Here is a 19,133-nt window from a genome sequence, read left to right on the forward strand (position 1 = left end):
CCGGTAATGAGGGAGCCAACTTTTAATAGTAATAAAGGAGCTCGCAAACATGAAAAAAATATTTCCACGAAGCCGGGATACCGAAACCGTCTATCTTAAGAATGTGATCAGTGCCTGAAACTAATATAAAAAGTCGATTAATAATTACACGAATCGATTCATTGTTGCCCTCACAACATTCTTACCATTTCGGGTTTCATGCGACCATTTGGAAAAAAAGTAACCGAATGAACATCTCGGTTCATTATAAAGACCTGGCAATAGCTTAGCCCTTCTTAATTTGTAATAATCTTGGAGTTCTAAATTAAAAGTGAAAAGAAAGTGGGCTAAAGATGGAATCTAACGTTTTTTATCAATTTAATACAAAGGTCTATGATGTACTGGATAAGACTTACTTTAGAAAGGCCGCTTCCAGTCCGCGAAATGCGGTCATTTCTCTATTAGGGGATGAACCGCTGAACGTTTTGGATATGTGTACCGGAACCGGGTCGAGTGCGATTGCCATCGCCAGAAAAAAGATCAATTCCAGCGTTACCGGCATTGATCTTTCCCCGGCCATGTTGCAGATGGCCACCGCTAAACTGGAAAAAGAGGGTCTGTCCAATGTCACGTTCATTGAGATGGATGCGGCTAGGCTTTACTTTGCCAATGAGGAATTTGATGTGGTGCTGATTTCACTGGTATTGCATGAGATCAGCCCTGAACTGGCGGGGCAACTGATGTCCGAAGCCAGAAGAGTGCTGAAAGCCAACGGAAAACTGATTGTCCTGGAATGGGAGGAACCGGTTAGCCGGTTTAAAAAAATCGCTTTTTATCCTATAAAAAAAATGGAAGCCAAAGGATTTGAAGATTTTCTGAAAGAGGTTAAGAATGATTAGAGAAATCGAACAAAAAGATTTAAAAGAAGCTGTCAAATTGGTTAATACCGTTTTTAATGAGTTTGTAGCCGGCGATTATTCGCCGGAAGGGCAAAAGACCTTCAGTGATTATTTAGAAATTAAATTAGGAGAACTATCCCAGGATCTGGATAGCGGTCATAAAAAGATGTGGGGATTTTATGAAAATGAAAAGATTATTGGCGTGATCGGGACCCGGGATCGTTTTCACATTTCACTTATGTTTGTCGCTAAGGACCATCAAAAGAGAAAGATTGCAACAAAACTTTTTACAGCAGTTGTGGATTCCCTAAAAGTAGCCGAAAACGGCAAGAGCTTTACGATGAGCGTCAATTCTTCGCCCTATGCTGTAAAGATTTACGAGCGTCTTGGTTTCAGCGTAACTGACAACGAACAGATTAAAAATGGGATCCGCTTTACGCCGATGGAAATGATTGCAAAATAGTAATGCGCACGGTGGCTGAAGGTTGACCGAGCCTGGCATCGTTTTTTAAAGGAGGGCATATGGAAGAGGTCATTATTTCGCTTAACATGGTATCCAAACATTTTGGCCGGCGGGTCATTTTAGATCATATCAGTCTGAATATAAAAAGAGGAGCGTCCATTGCTCTGCTGGGACCAAATGGCAGCGGAAAAAGCACCTTGCTGCGAATGATCGGCGGCTTAACAACGGTTACTTCGGGCAAGATTGAGTATGCATCACCGCTAACATTCAATTATGTTCCGGAGCACTTCCCAAAGATCGATCTGACTGCCCGTGAATTCATTGACTCTATGGGATTGATCGAGGGGCTGACCGCCGAAGCCGTCGCGGCAAGAAGCCGGGAATTATTTCATGGCTTTTGTATGGAAGATATGATTGATGTGCCGATTAAACATTTATCAAAGGGGACGATTCAAAAAGTTGCGGTCATTCAGGCTTTGCTGCAATCGCCCGATGTGTTACTGTTGGACGAGCCCTTATCAGGCCAGGACCGTCAATCGCAAAAGGCCTTCATCAAGCTGAGCCAAACATTAAACCATCAGGGGGTTACAGTGATCATGTCTTGTCATGAACAGCATCTAGTCAATCAGTTATCCCATTCAGCCTATGAAATAATCGATAAAGCTTTATTTCCCGTAACCCTCGCCAAGGTGCCGGAAATTGCCTATGATGTCATGGTTTTCGATGCCGCCCCCGGCATCAACGTTGATTTAAGTATCATCGACGAGATTGAACAATGGAATGATTTTGAAAATCGTTTCGAACTAATTGTCAGCAGAGAAAACAGTGACGCGGTTTTAAAGCAACTGTTAACGGATGGTTTTAAGCTCCGGTCGATGGGAGCAAAAGAAGCATGAAAAATTTATTGCGTTATCATTTTAAAGTATTTTTAAAATCAAACAAGCTGCTGGTGCCATTTTTAATTTACCTGTTTTACCTGTTCACGGCCTATGGTATTATACCGTATTCAATCGTCTCAAGTTTTTCGGAATCAGCCTGGGTGGTATTCTTTATTATGACCTATGTCGGATTTAGCTATACTGAGGTGGAGAATCCGGTTACTGAACAATTGGTGTTGTTGAAAGTCAAGAATGACAATTTGTATTATCTGAGTCGCATCGTCGTTCTTCTGATCGTCGGGATAATCATGAGTGTCATTGGTATGTTGTATCCGGTGATCAGTAATATTTATAACAGTTCGCAATTATTCACCAGAGAATTACTGCTTTCAGATATTATGTTTGGTTTGGCTTTGCATTGCATGATGGGTTTCTTAGGGGCGATGACCGGTGCGCTTTTTCATCCGCGGATTATCAAAAACAGAAAAATAGCCATCCTGATGGTCTTCTTTGCCGCCGTATTAGCCGTCGCAAAAGGAGCCTTAATTGAGGAGGTCCCCTTCATCGGCTTCATAACCTGGATCTTCCCACCGGTTTATGATATTCTTGTGACCTTTACAAACAATGAATATTTCAGTCTACAGACGATAGCCATTCCGTTTTTATGGGGGCTGCTTTATGGTACCGCATTAATGTTTGTTCAAATATATGTTTTAAAGAAGAACAAATTCTGAAGTTATTCAATGGCATTAATGGGAATCATGTGGGGAGCATTATTGAGTACTACCGGAACCACTAGCCCAATGTATTTTAAGTACCGATCTAAAGCATTTCGTCTTATGATAAAAATATTCCAAAGATAATTATATCGATATAATCGTACAAACGGAGGAAATTTATGAAAACGCCCATTCTGGAAACACAGAGATTAATACTCAGACCCTTTTCACCTGATGATGCAGAAGACGTGTTCCACGGCTGGGAAAATGATCCCGATGTGGCACGGTACATGTTCTGGACCAGCCATAATGATATCAATATAACAAAAGCTTGGCTGTCCTTTGAAACAGAGAAAATCCTTGCTGATGACTGGTTCAGATGGGGTTTGGCGGAAAAAGAAACAGAACGTCTAATCGGCACCGGTCTGATATATTATGAGGAAGAATTTAAAATGTTTGAAGTTGGCTATAATTTAGGCAAGTCGTTTTGGGGAAAAGGATTTGCCACTGAAGCCACGAGCGAAATTTTAAGATTTGCAAGAGAGACCCTAAAGTTAAAAGAAATTGTGGGGAGATATGCAACAGAAAATCCGAGGTCGGAGCATGTCCTGAAGAAGCTGGGATTTGAATATTTTAAAGACTGCAACTATCCCTGCAATAACGGAGCGATTATGCTAAAGGGAAAAGTCCTTCGGTTAATATTCTAAAGGGGGGAGACTTTAGGAGACATTTTGCTTGCCTACCGAGATCATTGAGACAGGTTCAGCATCAGTATTTGGTGAGACCGCCTAGGGGAGTCGTGAAAACGTTTCGTTTATTATGTTCTAGGAAGAAAAGCAAAGGAGTGTATGACAGACAAAACTTTCATTTGTCACACCATATTAAATGAAGCATCTCCGAAATTGAAAGATTACGGAGGTTTTTTTATGCTTTTAATCTTTTATTAGCAGCAATAAAATGATACAATGACTCCATTCAATGCGACTGTGCTGTATATGGGCAAAAATAGCGCATTGTGAGGTGAGTTATGCTAAAATATGAAGAAAAGCTTCATTTCGATGAGCACTACAGCAAGTTACAGTCAAATCGTTTTTTATTGGTAAGCCTGGGACTTGCGCGGGGAATCCTGGGGTATGTTTTTTTATATTTACTGATTAAACATATTTTTTTGTATCTTCCGGATTTACAGCCTTGGGACAGTGCAAACGCATGGTTTACTCTCTGTGGCATAAGGTTTGTAAAAGCCGATTCAGCCTACTTCCTGTGCGGGCTTATCGTAAGCTGTTACGGAACCCTGAGACTGTCAAAAATAACAGCGCAGAATCACAGTGCCAGAAGTAAAAACGGTATTAGGCCTCAAAAATTGCTAAGCGATGGATGCTACGCCAAAGTGCGCCATCCCATGTACGGCACATTTATTATCCTGCAGGCAGGTTTTATGTTATCCCTCCGTTCTTTTGTAGGAATGATCCTGGCACTGCTGATTATCGTTTTTCAATACATGAATGCCATAATCGAAGAGCAAAAGCAGCTTAAACCACTTTTCGGTAAAGAATATGATTGGTATAGCAAAAACGTCACCAACATAATTTTAACCAAAACAGAGTTCTTTGTTTTGGTATCAACAGCAATATTAAGTGCTATTGGGTTCGCATTTTAAGCGAATAGCTGAAGTTACCGATCAGTAACTAATGATGCTAGACCTCACTTAACTAAGGCGGTCATCCAATTCCTATTTTGGACTGAAAATATTCACAGAGCGGTCGATTCGAGGAATCACTGGCTTATCAGATTGACGCCTCGGCTTTGGCAGCTTTTGACAGGTCCTTTGAAAAGAAGGAAAAATGCGAAACGGACTTTCAGAAAGAATTCCAGATTCTGCTGAGTTTAATCTATAAGGCAGATTGAGGCAGGGTTTAACAGCCGGAAATTGGCCGGCATTCCGATCAAATAATGGGGAGGTAAAGGATGGATTCTCTCAATAATTACATTCAGGAATACACACAGCAGCTGGAAAAAGGTCGTATTCAAAAAGCTTACAAAGGCATAATTGCCTTTATGTCTGAACTCCGGACCGAGCTGGGGAATAAGTATCCCGATTTCACCTCCAGTGCCTTGTACGTCGGATACATGGATATGACCTACTTTGGATTCACGCCGCCGGCTTTCAATGACAAAAAACTCAAGCTGGCCATTGTCTTTGTGCATGAAACATGCCGCTTTGAATTATGGCTGGCCGGAAAGAATCGGCAGATCCAGGCCGAATATCATGAACTATTGGGGCAAAAAGAGCTGGGGGCCTATGTGCTTTCACCGATTCAGCCCGGGGTTGATGCAATCATCGCTGAATCGATTGTTGAACAACCTGATTTTGATCATTTTAAAGAACTGAAGCAGCAGATCGAAGCTCATATCATCCGGTTTAGTGAGGATCTGAATGAAATACTGGCTGATTAATTCAGGTAGTTAGCGATGACGGGAAAAATTTCAGCTTAGCAATAATTGAAAGAAACTTAAAAAAATGGTAATGGTTTGCAATTATTAACTTGAATATAACAAATATTTTCTGTGTTATACTATAATAAGAATTTGAATAGCAAGAGGATAATAATATGGGAAACGTAGTATTAATACAACTGGCAACTGAGTGCTGTCTTTGAACGTAGTGGTACAATTGATTGGTGGAATCAAATCCATCCTAAGATGAGGAAACAGGCACTTTTAACAAGCGGGCCTTTCATCTGATGCTGAATGAAAAAAAAGAAGCCGAGAAGCCGTTAATCCTGGTAAGTGTGGTCGTAGATGATTTAAAAAGAATCCAAACCATGGTGGGTCATGACACTACCAATCGATTCCTTGAAATGATTGGGATGTTGATGAAAGACAGCTTCCAGGCTAACCCCTTCGGCGATAGAAAAATGAATCGAAAGAGCCGGCGTGCGGCACAATTCAGCTTTTATCACACCCGGAGCAATGTGATGACGTTTTTAACAGAAGCTCCTCTTGACATCATCCAGGATCAATTGGACCATCTCGCCCGGCAGCTTAAAACCCCCATCCAGTTTTCAAAATATACCATTGCCACTAAAGCTCATATTGATGTGATTTTCACAGATTATTACAAAGATCAGGAGACCTGCGATGAGGTATATGATATGATAAATTATATGGCCTCACACAATGAGGCCACCACAGATACAGCGATTTATGTATTAAATGAGGATATCATTAATCGCAAGCTCCGGTATTCAACCATTGAAAACATGCTGCGGAATGCCATTGAGCAGGACGGTTTTGAAATGGTATACCAGCCCATTTTTCATGCGAAAAACAAGCTGTTTCTTTCATCAGAAGCCCTGGTCCGTTTAACGGATACCGCCACGGTTGGCTTTGTTTCCCCGGAAGAGTTTATTCCTATTGCCGAAAAAAAAGGGCTGATTATGGAATTGGGGGAAATTGTCTTCGAGAAAGTCTGTGCTTTTACCCGAGAAAAAAAACTCCAGGACATGGGCATTGAGTATATCGAAGTAAATTTATCCGGGATTCAGTGTGTGCATCCAGATCTCCCCAGTCAATTGCAGAATATTATGAAGAAATATCAGATAAATCCGGGTTTTATCAATCTGGAAATAACCGAAACCGCATTTATGGAATCCGGTGAAATGCTCCAGGTGAACATGCTTCAGCTGAGACAGATGGGCTGCAGTTTTTCAATGGATGATTTCGGCACCGGTTACTCCAACCTGTCCCGGATGGCCGAAGTGGTATACGATCTGGTGAAATTGGACAAGAGTTTAATCTGGCCATGTTTCAATGAGAAAACATCCGAGGAAAACAATAAAGCGAATGCAATTTTAGAAAATATCATTAAGCTCCTGCTTCAATTAAACATCACAATCGTCGCAGAAGGAGTGGAGACCAAAGAAATGGCGACCTACCTGGATGACCGCGGCGTCACGCATTTACAGGGCTACTATTATTCTAAACCCATCAGCGAAGATACCTACTTAAATTTTTTAATGGATGCCAAAGAGAGCATCTCGGCCTAATAGGTAGAATGGATGTACCTGATAAAAGAGTTCCGGCAGCTATGGAGACGCATCCGTCAGCCGCGAGAATATTTTAAAATTCATCAAGCATCGCATTGTCATAGACACGGTTGCCGTACTGAACTAGACAGAGACAAGGGGCCGTTTCGTTTGTCATATCATAAGATGCCAGGGTTCAAAGCATGACAAAGGGACATTTCGTTTACCATGTCTTAAAAGCATAAAGTACCAACCCATTCGACAAAATCTAAGAAGTAAATAAGGAGAGTTAAAATTGATATCAAGAACATGGCATGGGATAGTACCCATTGAAATGAAGGATTTATTTGAAAAATATGAATACGAGACCGGTGTAAAGGATACAATGGCAATCAATGGTAATCGAGGAGCATTTTTAAAAATTGTTGAACAAGGAGTATATGTCCATTTTTTCTTGTGTACGAAATGGGATTCAATGGAAAGCATGACCGCCTATGCAGGGAATAATCCTGCAATTGCTGTGACCTACCCTGAAGATGAGAAATATGGTCTTATTTCTGATCCCATCGTGATGATTCAGGAAGTTAGCGATGATGGCGACCCCTTTGTTGGGCTTAACAATTTTTGTAAAACAAATTAGTAGAAAAAATGCAAATAGAACGTTACATCATAGGATCGAGAAGATCTCTTAGGACAAAATAATTGAAGCTCAAATTCGGCGCACCTGGTTTCGACCCGCTTTCTTGGCGGCATACATGGCAACATCGGCCCGGGTGACGATGGTTTCCAGCGAACAATCCCCGCGATAGACGGTGACGCCCAAACTGGCGGTAACCTGTTTCGGTTTTTCAAAATGGAATTCGCAGATCCGCATTCTGATTTTCTCAGCCAGGCGCATGGCACAGGCTTCATCGGTATCCGGCAGAATGAAAAGGAACTCTTCGCCGCCCCATCGGCCCACACTGTCGTTGACTCGGATGGTGCTGCGAAAAATTTCGGCCAGCGTAATGAGAATGGCATCCCCGACCTGGTGGCCAAAATGGTCATTGACCCACTTGAAATGATCGACATCCAGCAAAATCACCGCAAAGGGAAGCGCGGTCCGGTTGGATCGTCTGAATTCATTTTCCAGAATATCATCCAGTTTTGACCGGTTATAGAGCTGGGTCAGCTTGTCGGTTTGCGAAATTTTGATGATTTCGTCCCGCAGTTTTACCTGTTCCGTAATATCCCTGGAAACGCCCAGCAGCTCCTTGAACTGGCCATTTTCATCATAAATGCCGGAGAGGACAGTATCGGTCCAGAAAATGCTGCCATCTTTTCGGTATTGTTTCTGCTCATAACGCACCGAGTCGAATCGCTCGCCATTTTTAACCATGCGATTGACGATTTCCAGGGCTTTTTCCATAACTTTCAAGGTATCAGGCAGAAAATAGTTGATCTCCAGATAGTGATGCATGACTTCGTCCACGGTATAGCCGGTCATTTTTTCCATGGACGGACTGATATAGGTAAAATTGCCCTGAAGATCGATGGTGGAAATAATGTCGCTTGCGTTTTCAATCAAAAGACGATGCTTTTCTTCGTCTACTCTGAGCTGGTTTTCCATTTGTTTCAGTACGGCAACATCACATTTTTCGACAGAAAGATTGGCCTTTTTCAAGGCAAGCGAAGATTCCCGGATTTTCTGGAGCTCTTCCTGCAGTTCCATAAAATCCCGATTATCAGCGAATCCTTGTGGGATACTCCTGCTTTCATCATGAATAAGCGCTTTCAAATAGGCGATCAGCGCATTCGCATCTTCACTTGGCATATCGGTCTCCTTCGTTCATTTGTTGCTTTAATTATAGCATATATAAAATTGCAAATGCAGACTATTTCCACCCATCTACCGGTGCTATAATAATAGTAAGTTAATGTTGCATTCCTTTGGGGGTCTGGCACTTAACAAACGAAACATCCCCGGGTCATGAAATGAAAGCATGTAAATAAGACAGTCATGAGGTGAAATAATATGAGAAAATATTCAAGAGATGAATTTTCAGACGCATTGCAAATAGTAACGTCTACCATTAATAAATGTGAAAAAATACAGCCAAAATTTGCGGTGGGAACTTCTCAATATACTCTGCTCAAAAACAGAATAAAGGCGATGTATATCTCAAAGGCACTAATTACAGAGGACTATGAGATTAAGCAATATTCTGAAGAAGAATTGATCGATGCGCTTAAACCGGTATCATCTTTGATAAGTAAGTGTGAGACGGGTCAAAGAAAACACAAAGTGGAAGCGCCACAATACAAGCGCTTTCAGAAGATGATCGATGCAATGGATATCGCTAAATCGTTAATTACAGATGAACTTAGTAGGAGGGATGATTTTTATGGCAACGATAGCTAAAATCAAAATAAAAGATAGTGTTGAATTGCGGGAAAAACTTGACCAGATTTATGAAGATACGTCACAGCTTGAATTGGCTCATTGGGCTTTGAATCTGGCAAAGCATATTTTTTCACTAATTGATTACGATTATAAAAGTGTACCAATTATTATTGATGGATTTACTGCTAACGAAAAGTGACAACAGGGTGTGGCAAGGATGCATGATGTTAGGCAGGCAGGTTTTAAAGTTCACCAATTAGCAAAAGAATCTAAAGATGCCATTTTCCAAGCTGCCCTTCGGGTTGCCGGTCAAGCAATAAGAACTGGGCGTATGCGAGAACATGCAATGGTTGCCTCCGATTATGCTATTAAAGTTATTAATCTAAAATTCCCGGATAATATGGCCGCTGTTAAAAATGAACAAGAGTGGCAGATAAGAACGCTGAATTGAGATTCAAATGGTCAGGTGACAGGGCAGGTTATATATCAAACCCTCACGACTGAGCAGACATGGTTGGAATTGGAGTACATTATTTTATTTACAACCCACTACTAAAGCAGAACGGCGCACCTTTGCTTTTCCCCTAAAATTAATCGCATTTGAATTTATGAATTATTATATTTTAATATTCATCCTGGATCGATGGCGATTTGTAGTCTTGTATTTCGAAAATCTTCTTGTGAAAAACAGATGAAGTATCCCGTCATTATAGGCTTTCGACTTCGTGAATAAAATACTCTTAAATATTTTTTCAGAAAATACTGGATTTTACAAATATTATGTGCTATATTTTAATCATAGAAAGTCCAATATTTTAGTTGGAATTAATATTAGAGTTTAATAGCTAACGGCAATATTGTTTTAGATTTGCAATCGATTACTGAACTCTAATAATTAAGAGGAGACTTTTCAATGAATCTGAAAGAAAATGTTATGGCAGTATATCACGGCGAACAGCCGGATTACTATGGAGATTTGATGGCAGCTGTAGAATTCATACCGGATCCTTTATTTATTCAGGATGCTTTACTCCCTCAGGACGGCCAGGAATACATGGATTCCTGGGGAACGATAAGGATCTTCCTGCCGGGTGCACCTGGTCCTCATCCTCACATCACCCGGGACAACGTGGTCATTAAGGATATTGAAAAGTGGGAGGAGCAGCTGGTAGTCCCATCCATTGAGGATCTGGACTGGACGCTAGCTCGGGAAGTGGCATCCAAAATCGACCGGAACGAAAAACTGGCCTGTTTCTTCTATCCCGGCGGCCTCTTTGAGCGCAGTCATTTTCTGCTGGGAATGGAAACCGCCCTGATGAATTATATGGAGTATCCTGATGAAATGAAAGCCCTGCTTCGAGTGATTGCCGACCATAAGATGGCTTACATTCGAAGAGTGGCAGAAGAAACCCAACCGGATATCATCTTCTATCACGACGACTGGGGTACCAAACAAAACCTGTTTCTGCCCCCAAGAGTCTGGCGGGAGCTCATCAAGCCATTGCAGCAGGAAATCGCCGACACCATCCATGAATGCGGCATGATCTACATGCATCACGCTGACTGCATCCTGGAACCCATTGCAGCGGATCTGGTTGAGATCGGCATCGATATCTGGCAGGGCGTTATCGCCCAGAATGATATTGTAAAAATCCAGGAGATCACTGACGGAAAACTGGCTATGATAGGCGGCATTGACGGTCCAAAGATCGATGTGGAAAACATTACCGAAGAAAAAATTCGGGAAGAAGTACGCCGGGCCGTCGACACCTACTGTCCCGGTGGACGTTTCTATCCGTCCATCCCCAACGGCATCTGCTTCCGTGAATGGAACAACGACATCTTCCTGGATGAGTTGAGCAAATACGGCAGAGAATATGCGGAAAAACACCCAATTGCCTAGTTTTAAAATCCGTGGGTAGACAAAACCAAATCAGACTCTCGTAGCAAAAATACCAGTAAGCTTTAAAAAGTTCGAACCGTGAAATTACGGTTTGAACTTTTTTTTCACCAAAATCATGATTGTAAATTACCTAATATCAATGGCTACGGGGATGGACCTTTCGTTTGTCATGAATAACAAAAAACAGCGAGCACCATTAGTGTTCGCTGTTTTAAATTAAAGAGAAAAGCATGAAAGCTTGAATTTTAGTCTAATTGATAAGCTGCAACAAATCCTGTTTCCACGGCATTGGCAATGCGGCCAATTTTAGCAGTATCACCAATTTTCACAACCTTATCAAAGCTTTTAACAATCTCATCGGCCAGGGTTTGATCGGCTTTGACGCCTAACGATAAAACCACGTAATCAACCGGTAAATCAACTATTTCACCGGCTTCTTTTTCCAGTTTAATGGAAGCCGCACCAATTTCGACGAGTTTATGGGCTGGCATAAAGATCGTTTCAAATTTCATAAGACGGGCCTGCACATCACTGAAACTTTGCCAGCTTGCATCTGGACCGATTCGATCTGCCATTTCCACAACCGTGACTTCATTATCCTGGGTTTCAAGAAGTTCGGCGGTTTCAACCCCGGTCATGCCAGAACCAATAACAACAACTTTTTTGCCGGTGAGCTTGACTTTTCCGGTTAGGATATCCGTACTGGTACAGACATTGGTGCCATTAACTCCTTTGATAGATTGGGGGACAATGGATTCTGAACCCGAGCCCACAAAAACGGCATAGGGGGCTAATGCTTTGATGGCTTCAACCGTTCCGGCTGTATCCAAGCGAATGTCGACACCCAGCTTGGTTAATTGCGTTTTATAATAGTCAATCAACCAGTTGATTTTATCTTTATGGGGTGGTTTATTGGCTAGACAGAGCTGTCCTCCTAATTCGCTGCTTTTTTCAAACAAGACAACTTTGAATTGACGTTCAGCCAGTTTTCTTGCAGCTTCCATTCCCGCAGGCCCGCCGCCGACAACAACGACTAAACGATCGTTTCCATCCTGTCGGGCATCGTTGTAGAACCATTCTCTGGCCGCCCGGGGATTAATTGCGCAGGCAAAAGGTTCGCCGATCATACCGTTTGAGATCATGGAATCCATACAGTTCAGACAGGAAATGCATCGTCTGATATCGTTAACCCGTCCTTCAGCCGTTTTCTTAACCCAATCCGGATCAGCCAATAATCCTCGAGCGATGGTGACACCGTCAACTTTTCCTTCAGCGATTATTTTTTCTGCAAAATCAGGATTTCGAATAACACCCACTCCAAACACTGGGACATCCACCGCTTTTTTAACCGCTTCTGCAAGATAGATTTTCCAACCTTCAGCAAAAGAAATAGGTTCCCAGGCCTGGTTCATGGTTTCATAAATACCGGCAGACACGTTAATGGCATCAAGACCGAAGGGAACCAGATATTTACAGATTTCTACGGCTTCATCCAGGAGTAATCCGTCTTCCTGGAAGGGAAACATGGAGTCACGCAAAAATTCGTCAGCAGATATTCTAAACATAACTGGGTAGTCCCGACCAACGCGTTCCCGAATGCCTTCAATAATTTCCTTAACCACCCGGGCTCGATTTTCAGTGCTGCCGCCGTACTCATCGGTTCGTTTATTGGTAAGTGGTGATATGAATTGGTTTAACATATAACCATGGGCACCATGAAGTTCAACCCCGTCAATACCCGCTTTGTAACAGCGTTCGGCGGCATTAATATAATCCTGAACAAAGCTTTTAATTTCTGTGTTGGTCATTTCTCGGCATTCTGACTGGAGCATCATACTCTTGATCCCGCTGGGGGAAATAGTAGCTCGACCGCCGATTGCCATGTTGTCGGTTTGTCTTCCGGGATGATGAAGCTGGATAAATATGGCCCCGTCATAAAAATGAACTGCTTTGGCCAATTTTGCCAGTCCGGGGATACAGTCATCCGTTGCTGCAGATGTCTGCCGTGGCATCATGATTCCGGTTTCATTGTTTACACGGGTTACTTCATTGATAATCAGGCCAACGCCACCCTTTGCACGTTCTGCATAATAGGCACATTCACATTCAGAAACGGTTGCATTGTCGTTTGCGGTTCCGGAACCCATGGCTCCCATAACAACACGATTCCTGATTTTCAAAGTTCCAATATTAATTGGCGATAATAAATTTTCAAAAGACATAAGTGTTCTCCTTTTTTAGTAGAATAAAAAATTATTGATATCTGTCATAGATTTGTCCCAACAATTCTGTAATCAGTTCATTGGTTGCAGAAACAGGACAGAGGAACCGAAGTCCCTCATTGGCGACATAATTAGTACAACCGATGATTTGTTCCCGTGATATCTTTAAATCTTTGAGTGTTGGAACATTCAATTGCAGCATAAACTGACGAACATTGTTGGCAACCAGCTGACCGATTTCTTTTGGGTCGGATACATTGACGGTAAGACCCATGCATTCACCGATTTTTTTGACTTTTACAGGATAAACGGGGGCGGTTAATTCCAGGATAACAGGAGTCACCAATGCGCAGGCAATTCCGTGGGGAATGTGAAAATTAGCACCCATGGAATGAGCTGTGGCGTGGCCGAGGTGAACCATGGCATCATTAAAAGCAATTCCGGCGCTGTTACTGGCCAGAGCCAAGTTTTCCCGTGCCTCAAGATTGTTTGGTTCTTTTACAGCAATTGGCAGCCATTTGGTGATGCGTTCAATGGTATCGTAACACAGAATATCTGAGTGTGGATTCGGTTGAATGCTCGTCAGTGCTTCACAAGCATGGGAAAAGGCATCCATACCCGTGTATACCGTGATCTCTTTTGGCATATCCAATGTTAATTCAGGGTCAACAATGGCAAAGCTTGGTGGTGTCATCGCCCCGATTTTTTCATGGTTTTTTGTGTCGTTGATAACAGCGATAATGGTACTTTCAGATCCCGTGCCTGAAGTGGTGGGAATTAAAACCAGCTTCATGGATGGATTTTCAAGAGGGATCATCTTTCTTGAAAAATCCAACATTTCAGAAATTGTAACATTATTAGCGGCTAATGCGCTGATTCCTTTTGCGGTGTCCAAAACACTTCCCCCGCCGATACCGACAATGCCATCAATTCCTTGGCTCTTCACAAGATCGGCACCGGCCTGGACGATGTAATCAGGAGCATCCATTTCACAGCGATTAAATAAAACCGTCGCGATACCTGCTTCTGTTAAACTGTCGATTACTTTTTGAGAATGGCCTATCATTTCAACGTTTACATCGGTTACGACCAAAACTTTTTTGAAACCTAATTCTTTTCCCACATCTCCGGTTGTGCTTACAGCACCCGCCCCGAAGGCTACCGGACATAATTGTGTGTATCTTTGTACCATATTAGATCCTCCTAAATATTATCCATGAACAAAAACTTTTGTTAACGAAATATCATTCATGGTTATTCATAAGTATAGCAGTTGCGGTCGCCTCCGTCTTCGTGAGGGTTTGAGATTATAGTCTGTTTTTGTGCAGTATCGGGACAAAGAGAATTTGTAAGATTTTACAAAACATCAGGTTAAAACTGTAGAGACTTCCAATAAAATGATTGTAAATTTAAATGCGTTTTATATACACGGGTTTGTCGGCGTGATATAATTAGACAAATTTCTAAGCGACTGGAAGGAGCTTACTATGGCTGTAGAGCTTACAAAAATTATTTCTGGATTTGATGGGTTTGCCCTTAAAAAAATGATTAATAAAAATATGGAAATAGCTGAATATGGCATTTACACCGAAAAAATGACGGCATTATTACCGAACGCTATTTATATCGCAAAGGCTTCCATGATTAACGATAATTCATTTTTAAGTAATAGTAATTTTATAATCATCGAAGACAGTCCGCTGCCTGAAAAATTATTAAAAGACAACGGCTCCAATATCCTCATAATCAATAATGATTGGAAGACAACCGCTGTGGCAGAAATCATTGAAAATTTATTCGAAGATCAACGTCGGATTGGCGATGTTTCCATCAAGCTTTTGCAGGCATGCCAAAAAGGGTATACGGTTCAGCAATTGCTTGATTTAGGCTATCAGCTTTTAAATAATCCCTTGTTGTTGGTTGACATTTCCCTGTGTTTTATTGCTCACTCCGGAGGAAATGAAATTGAGAATGAACCGCTTTGGGAATGGACCCTTTCCAAAGGTTATGTAAATAAAGAATATGCTCGCTCAGTTATGACGGATGATTCTACCAATGAGAGCTATGAAGGGGAAGAGGTCTTAGTGATATGGGAAACAGGGATGCTTAATCATCGGCAATTGGTGGGCAGAGTATTAAAAAACCACCGCCCGTTGGCATACCTGAAACTACTTGAATATCATCAACCTATAACCGATTGTGATGAGCAGATCCTGATCATGTTATGTAATATTTTGGCATTAAGAATGGAAGATACCAATGCCATTAATAGTGCGCCGAATGCGCTGAGTGATACCTTTTTATTAGCACTTCTCAATCAGAAATTATATGATCACGCGGCAATAGAAGAGCGTGAACGGATGTATGGTTTGAAGTTATATAAAAATCTTTTTGCGATCACAATCAAAATTGACAATAGACAAAACACAAATGATCGACTCTATTATTTGAAAAGGATATTTCAGAATTTCTTTAATCGACAAACCGTGATTATTTACAATGGTCAATTGGTAATATTACTTGATACAATGACAGAAGAAATGCAAAATGAAAGGGAACTGGGATCCTTTCAGAGCTTGCTTGAAGAAAATGATTGTACGGCGGGAATCAGCAAAATATTTTATCACCTCTATGATTTTTGTGAACACTATAAACAAGCGTATAACTGCCTGAACCTGGGCGAACTTTTGAAGAAAAGCGAACGGATATTAAATTATGACGAACTCATCATTCCCCATATGATACTGAGTTTCAGGGGAGAGACAAATATCAGAAATTTAATTCATCCGGTGGTTAAAGTCTTAAAAGAACATGACGAAAAAAAAGGCAGTAATCTTATGGAGACCCTGATAGCCTATATCAAACATAATCAGGATACAACACTAACCGCTAAAGGTCTGCATATTCATTACAACACACTAAAATATCGGATCAGTCGCATTATTGAGATAACAAACATCGATTTTACAAATAGCGAGACAATGTTTAATATCCAGTTATCTGTGAAAGTCGATAATATTCTGACGTACTTGTAGATATAGCATAGAACGAATTACTGCAGTTTGAAATCGATAATATTGGGTTTCAAACTGCAATATGTTTCCAAAGGCCATATAATCAAATATTAAAGCCACTATAGATGTTTCTGAAATCAAATGGTGGTATGCTCAGTTCTGGAGATAAAATCATCCTGTAAAACTTTAGGCATCTCCACAAAATAGACTGAAAAGCCGGCAATACGTACGATTAGATTTCGATAATCGTCAGGATTTTCCTGAGCTTGATAAAGTGTTTGTGTGTCCACAACGTTAAACTGAACTTCCATGCCGCCATTTTCAAAGTAAGTAGTAATTAATTGACGGAGTTTCTCAACACCTTCTTTATTAGCGATACAGGAAGGACTGAAACGAAGGTTCATTTGATCACCATTGCCTAATATACTTTGAGGTAGTTTAGAAACCGTATTTAGATAGGCGATAACCCCATTGCGATCAAAACCCTGTCTGGAAGAGATGGCTTCAGCAAGGGGTTCACCTCTTCGTCTACCATCAGGAGTTGCATCGGTCTTTGAACCATAATCAACATGTACCGTCATGGTGAAAGTTCCAAAGGCCCAATTACCGCCTCTGGGATTGGTGGCTGATGAAATGTGATTGTTTGCTAATTTCATAACCCACGCCGCAAGCTCATCAACCTCATCAATGTCATTTCCGTAATGTGGAATGTCAAAAACAATTGCTTGATATAGCGATTCGTATCCTTCCCAGTCGGCACATAATGCGTCATAAAGTTCTTTGGTCGTAACTATTTTATCATCAAAGCATAATTTTTTGATTGCAATCAGACAATCAGCAACATTGCCGATTCCGCAACCAGTTAAACCAGTTGAATTGTACTTGCAGCCTCCTGAAAGCGCATCCTTTCCACTTTCTACACAGCCATCCATTGTCGTGGAGGCAACAACGGATGGGAAATGATCGGCATACATTAACTCAAAACAATTTCCACCGGTTATCTGCCAATCGAGAAAATACTTCAATTGGGCAGCGAAGGCTTCCTTAAATTCTTCAAAAGTTTCGCAATCGTAGAGGTAACCGGTTTTAAGACCTTTTGAGAAATTAGTAAGCGGATTTACCCCATTATGGATTGCCATAATGATTGGTCCCAGCAGGTTGAAAAACACTTCCGAACCAGGGCCGCCACTGGCAGACCATTCGTTACCTGAACCGGAAGGTTCGACACATCCGATGATACAGTAGTCACGCGCATCTTCCAGGGTTCGTCCTCGTTTGACAAGCATGGGTATGATCAGCTCATCATTCTCAAATGAGGGGACCCCGCCACAGGCCTTACTCGATTGAATCGCTAATTCCCACACATCGGACGGTGTGTATTTATGGATGCGAATATCAACTGAAGGATCAGCTAGAAACATGCGACCAGTGGTATTAAGCAGACATCTTGTTAACGCGTTTGAGGCATCCGTACCATCTTTCTTAATGCCTCCGATTGTGAAGTGATGGCCACCGGTATTATACGAGTAACCTTTTCCGCTGTACATTTTTGACAACATGTCGTTTGAACTCATTCGAACTTGGATAAGATTGTCATTCAATTTAAGGAAGAAAGCATCAGAATAATCTTGGAGTTCTGCCATTGTGAGCGTCCCTGATTTTAGTTCAGCTTCAGCGAACCAACCGGCATATTGGTCGATTCGACCTTGCGATAATCCATGTTGCTGACCGTCGGCGACAAGCATTATCTGATAGAGCGCAACAGCTTGCAGGGCTTCCCAGGTATTTCGCGCCGGATTCTCCATGATCCAATTAAGTGAATCAGACATTTCAAGCAGCTTAGCTTTACGCTCTGGATCAGTGTGGTTCTCAGCCTGTCGGGCACATTCCTGAGCATATCTCTGAGCAAATAAGATAGCAGCATCGCAGACGATATCCGCAGCCTGATAAAACATAAATTTGGATGCATCATTTCCGTAGATTTTCCCTTGCAGCTGATCTATTTTTTCGCGAATTTCTCGTTGTATACCACCAAATCCTTGAGCAATGACTTTCTGAAAGTTGGGACTATAATGACCCTGAGGGATACCGCCCAAATTAGGTTTCCTGGCAAAAAAATCTGAGCACCCATTTCCATGAAAACTTTGAAGAACAGGTGGAATGATTTCAAGATAACGCGCTGAAAGTGATCGATCCATCCAGTACTCGGAAGCCTCTTTAAAAATCTCCCGATCTGTGTCACTCATATAGGCAAAAGAGTCTTCACTTTGCCAAGCGGTTTTAAATCCCTCATCATTATCATGAGATGCTTGATGAAGCCAAGTCGCATCCCACTCAACGAAGCTATTTAGGGCCCGATAGGTGCGACCAATCTGTCCCACAAAAACATCTTCATCTTCAACCAAAATAGTTTTATTTAAGCACCATTCATAAAGACAGTGCGCACGCTTTAAGATATTGGGCTCCGCTTCATGTGCTTTATAGTAGTCGGTATAAATTTTGGTCCGTTCACCATCCAGAATCGTGCGCCCTTTATTGGCGGCACCGCGCTTGTCACGCAATACTTGAATTCTTGGACTAATTGCTGCAAATTTAAACATAAAAAGACCTCCTTAGAATATAGTCACTACAGCCAAATTAAAGCC

The 19,133-nt window shown here is 41.7% G+C and carries 18 protein-coding genes; 14 read left to right on the forward strand and 4 right to left on the reverse strand.

Going from position 1 to position 19,133, the window contains the following annotated elements; all coding sequences use genetic code 11:
* Positions 1-332: 332 nt before the first annotated feature.
* The 9 genes from AKG39_RS15385 (at position 333) to AKG39_RS15425 (ending at position 7,606) form a co-directional block, all read left to right on the forward strand.
* Positions 333-878: a class I SAM-dependent methyltransferase gene (locus AKG39_RS15385; RefSeq protein ID WP_050741297.1), complete on the forward strand. Its 546-nt coding sequence runs from the start codon at positions 333-335 to the stop codon at positions 876-878.
* Positions 871-1,341, forward strand: a complete 471-nt coding sequence (locus AKG39_RS15390; protein ID WP_050741298.1) for a GNAT family N-acetyltransferase — start codon at positions 871-873, stop codon at positions 1,339-1,341. The genes AKG39_RS15385 and AKG39_RS15390 overlap by 8 nt, the downstream gene beginning before the upstream one ends.
* 59 nt (positions 1,342-1,400) lie before the next feature.
* Positions 1,401-2,237 (forward strand): ATP-binding cassette domain-containing protein, encoded by an 837-nt coding sequence (locus AKG39_RS15395; protein WP_050741299.1) that lies wholly within the window; start codon positions 1,401-1,403, stop codon positions 2,235-2,237.
* Positions 2,234-2,953 (forward strand): hypothetical protein, encoded by a 720-nt coding sequence (locus AKG39_RS15400; protein ID WP_050741300.1) that lies wholly within the window; start codon positions 2,234-2,236, stop codon positions 2,951-2,953. Before AKG39_RS15395 ends, AKG39_RS15400 begins: the two co-directional genes overlap by 4 nt.
* 164 nt (positions 2,954-3,117) lie before the next feature.
* A complete protein-coding gene (locus tag AKG39_RS15405; protein WP_050741301.1) occupies positions 3,118-3,645 on the forward strand; it encodes a GNAT family N-acetyltransferase in 528 nt (175 codons plus the stop codon).
* A gap of 320 nt (positions 3,646-3,965) precedes the next feature.
* Complete coding sequence (locus tag AKG39_RS15410) at positions 3,966-4,598, forward strand: methyltransferase family protein (protein WP_050741302.1); 633 nt, start codon at positions 3,966-3,968, stop codon at positions 4,596-4,598.
* A 308-nt stretch (positions 4,599-4,906) separates the two neighbouring features.
* Complete coding sequence (locus tag AKG39_RS15415) at positions 4,907-5,395, forward strand: DUF7000 family protein (protein ID WP_050741303.1); 489 nt, start codon at positions 4,907-4,909, stop codon at positions 5,393-5,395.
* 287 nt (positions 5,396-5,682) lie between these two features.
* Positions 5,683-6,987, forward strand: coding sequence for an EAL domain-containing protein (locus AKG39_RS15420; RefSeq protein WP_050741304.1), 1,305 nt, complete (start codon positions 5,683-5,685; stop codon positions 6,985-6,987).
* 274 nt (positions 6,988-7,261) lie between these two features.
* Positions 7,262-7,606 carry a hypothetical protein gene (locus AKG39_RS15425; RefSeq protein WP_050741305.1) on the forward strand — a complete coding sequence of 115 codons (345 nt, stop codon included), beginning with the start codon at positions 7,262-7,264 and terminating at the stop codon, positions 7,604-7,606.
* 69 nt (positions 7,607-7,675) lie between these two features.
* Here the strand turns inward: AKG39_RS15425 and AKG39_RS15430 are convergent, their stop codons facing one another.
* Complete coding sequence (locus AKG39_RS15430) at positions 7,676-8,779, reverse strand: sensor domain-containing diguanylate cyclase (protein ID WP_050741306.1); 1,104 nt, start codon at positions 8,777-8,779, stop codon at positions 7,676-7,678.
* A 201-nt stretch (positions 8,780-8,980) separates the two neighbouring features.
* Here AKG39_RS15430 and AKG39_RS15435 point away from each other — a divergent pair, with 201 nt between their 5' ends.
* The 4 genes from AKG39_RS15435 to AKG39_RS15445 all read left to right on the forward strand — a co-directional run bounded on the left by AKG39_RS15435 (position 8,981) and on the right by AKG39_RS15445 (position 11,252).
* Positions 8,981-9,367 carry a hypothetical protein gene (locus AKG39_RS15435; protein ID WP_050741307.1) on the forward strand — a complete coding sequence of 129 codons (387 nt, stop codon included), beginning with the start codon at positions 8,981-8,983 and terminating at the stop codon, positions 9,365-9,367.
* Complete coding sequence (locus tag AKG39_RS20550) at positions 9,351-9,548, forward strand: hypothetical protein (protein ID WP_242852633.1); 198 nt, start codon at positions 9,351-9,353, stop codon at positions 9,546-9,548. Before AKG39_RS15435 ends, AKG39_RS20550 begins: the two co-directional genes overlap by 17 nt.
* A gap of 9 nt (positions 9,549-9,557) precedes the next feature.
* A complete protein-coding gene (locus tag AKG39_RS20555; RefSeq protein WP_341408275.1) occupies positions 9,558-9,800 on the forward strand; it encodes a putative immunity protein in 243 nt (80 codons plus the stop codon).
* 462 nt (positions 9,801-10,262) lie between these two features.
* Positions 10,263-11,252, forward strand: a complete 990-nt coding sequence (locus AKG39_RS15445) for a uroporphyrinogen decarboxylase family protein (protein ID WP_050741308.1) — start codon at positions 10,263-10,265, stop codon at positions 11,250-11,252.
* Between the two features lie 245 nt (positions 11,253-11,497).
* Here the strand turns inward: AKG39_RS15445 and AKG39_RS15450 are convergent, their stop codons facing one another.
* Positions 11,498-13,474, reverse strand: a complete 1,977-nt coding sequence (locus tag AKG39_RS15450; protein ID WP_050741309.1) for an oxidoreductase — start codon at positions 13,472-13,474, stop codon at positions 11,498-11,500.
* A 31-nt stretch (positions 13,475-13,505) separates the two neighbouring features.
* Positions 13,506-14,666: an iron-containing alcohol dehydrogenase gene (locus AKG39_RS15455; protein ID WP_050741310.1), complete on the reverse strand. Its 1,161-nt coding sequence runs from the start codon at positions 14,664-14,666 to the stop codon at positions 13,506-13,508.
* A gap of 295 nt (positions 14,667-14,961) precedes the next feature.
* Here AKG39_RS15455 and AKG39_RS15460 point away from each other — a divergent pair, with 295 nt between their 5' ends.
* Positions 14,962-16,509, forward strand: a complete 1,548-nt coding sequence (locus AKG39_RS15460) for a PucR family transcriptional regulator (RefSeq protein ID WP_050741311.1) — start codon at positions 14,962-14,964, stop codon at positions 16,507-16,509.
* A gap of 116 nt (positions 16,510-16,625) precedes the next feature.
* On the opposite strand, the gene AKG39_RS15465 is transcribed toward AKG39_RS15460, so the two are convergent.
* Positions 16,626-19,088 carry a glycyl radical protein gene (locus tag AKG39_RS15465; RefSeq protein WP_050741312.1) on the reverse strand — a complete coding sequence of 821 codons (2,463 nt, stop codon included), beginning with the start codon at positions 19,086-19,088 and terminating at the stop codon, positions 16,626-16,628.
* Positions 19,089-19,133 lie beyond the last annotated feature (45 nt).

Origin of the sequence: Acetobacterium bakii (assembly GCF_001263355.1) — a bacterium.
Lineage (GTDB): Bacteria > Bacillota > Clostridia > Eubacteriales > Eubacteriaceae > Acetobacterium > Acetobacterium bakii.

What these genes read in the sequence shown, in the direction of transcription:
- AKG39_RS15385 (WP_050741297.1), top strand. Translation starts at nt 333, where the DNA reads ATGGAATCTAACGTTTTTTATCAATTTAATACAAAGGTCTATGATGTA.
- AKG39_RS15390 (WP_050741298.1), top strand. Translation starts at nt 871, where the DNA reads ATGATTAGAGAAATCGAACAAAAAGATTTAAAAGAAGCTGTCAAATTG.
- AKG39_RS15395 (WP_050741299.1), top strand. Translation starts at nt 1,401, where the DNA reads ATGGAAGAGGTCATTATTTCGCTTAACATGGTATCCAAACATTTTGGC.
- AKG39_RS15400 (WP_050741300.1), top strand. Translation starts at nt 2,234, where the DNA reads ATGAAAAATTTATTGCGTTATCATTTTAAAGTATTTTTAAAATCAAAC.
- AKG39_RS15405 (WP_050741301.1), top strand. Translation starts at nt 3,118, where the DNA reads ATGAAAACGCCCATTCTGGAAACACAGAGATTAATACTCAGACCCTTT.
- AKG39_RS15410 (WP_050741302.1), top strand. Translation starts at nt 3,966, where the DNA reads ATGCTAAAATATGAAGAAAAGCTTCATTTCGATGAGCACTACAGCAAG.
- AKG39_RS15415 (WP_050741303.1), top strand. Translation starts at nt 4,907, where the DNA reads ATGGATTCTCTCAATAATTACATTCAGGAATACACACAGCAGCTGGAA.
- AKG39_RS15420 (WP_050741304.1), top strand. Translation starts at nt 5,683, where the DNA reads ATGCTGAATGAAAAAAAAGAAGCCGAGAAGCCGTTAATCCTGGTAAGT.
- AKG39_RS15430 (WP_050741306.1), bottom strand. Translation starts at nt 8,779, where the DNA reads ATGCCAAGTGAAGATGCGAATGCGCTGATCGCCTATTTGAAAGCGCTT.
- AKG39_RS15435 (WP_050741307.1), top strand. Translation starts at nt 8,981, where the DNA reads ATGAGAAAATATTCAAGAGATGAATTTTCAGACGCATTGCAAATAGTA.
- AKG39_RS20550 (WP_242852633.1), top strand. Translation starts at nt 9,351, where the DNA reads ATGGCAACGATAGCTAAAATCAAAATAAAAGATAGTGTTGAATTGCGG.
- AKG39_RS15445 (WP_050741308.1), top strand. Translation starts at nt 10,263, where the DNA reads ATGAATCTGAAAGAAAATGTTATGGCAGTATATCACGGCGAACAGCCG.
- AKG39_RS15450 (WP_050741309.1), bottom strand. Translation starts at nt 13,474, where the DNA reads ATGTCTTTTGAAAATTTATTATCGCCAATTAATATTGGAACTTTGAAA.
- AKG39_RS15455 (WP_050741310.1), bottom strand. Translation starts at nt 14,666, where the DNA reads ATGGTACAAAGATACACACAATTATGTCCGGTAGCCTTCGGGGCGGGT.
- AKG39_RS15460 (WP_050741311.1), top strand. Translation starts at nt 14,962, where the DNA reads ATGGCTGTAGAGCTTACAAAAATTATTTCTGGATTTGATGGGTTTGCC.
- AKG39_RS15465 (WP_050741312.1), bottom strand. Translation starts at nt 19,088, where the DNA reads ATGTTTAAATTTGCAGCAATTAGTCCAAGAATTCAAGTATTGCGTGAC.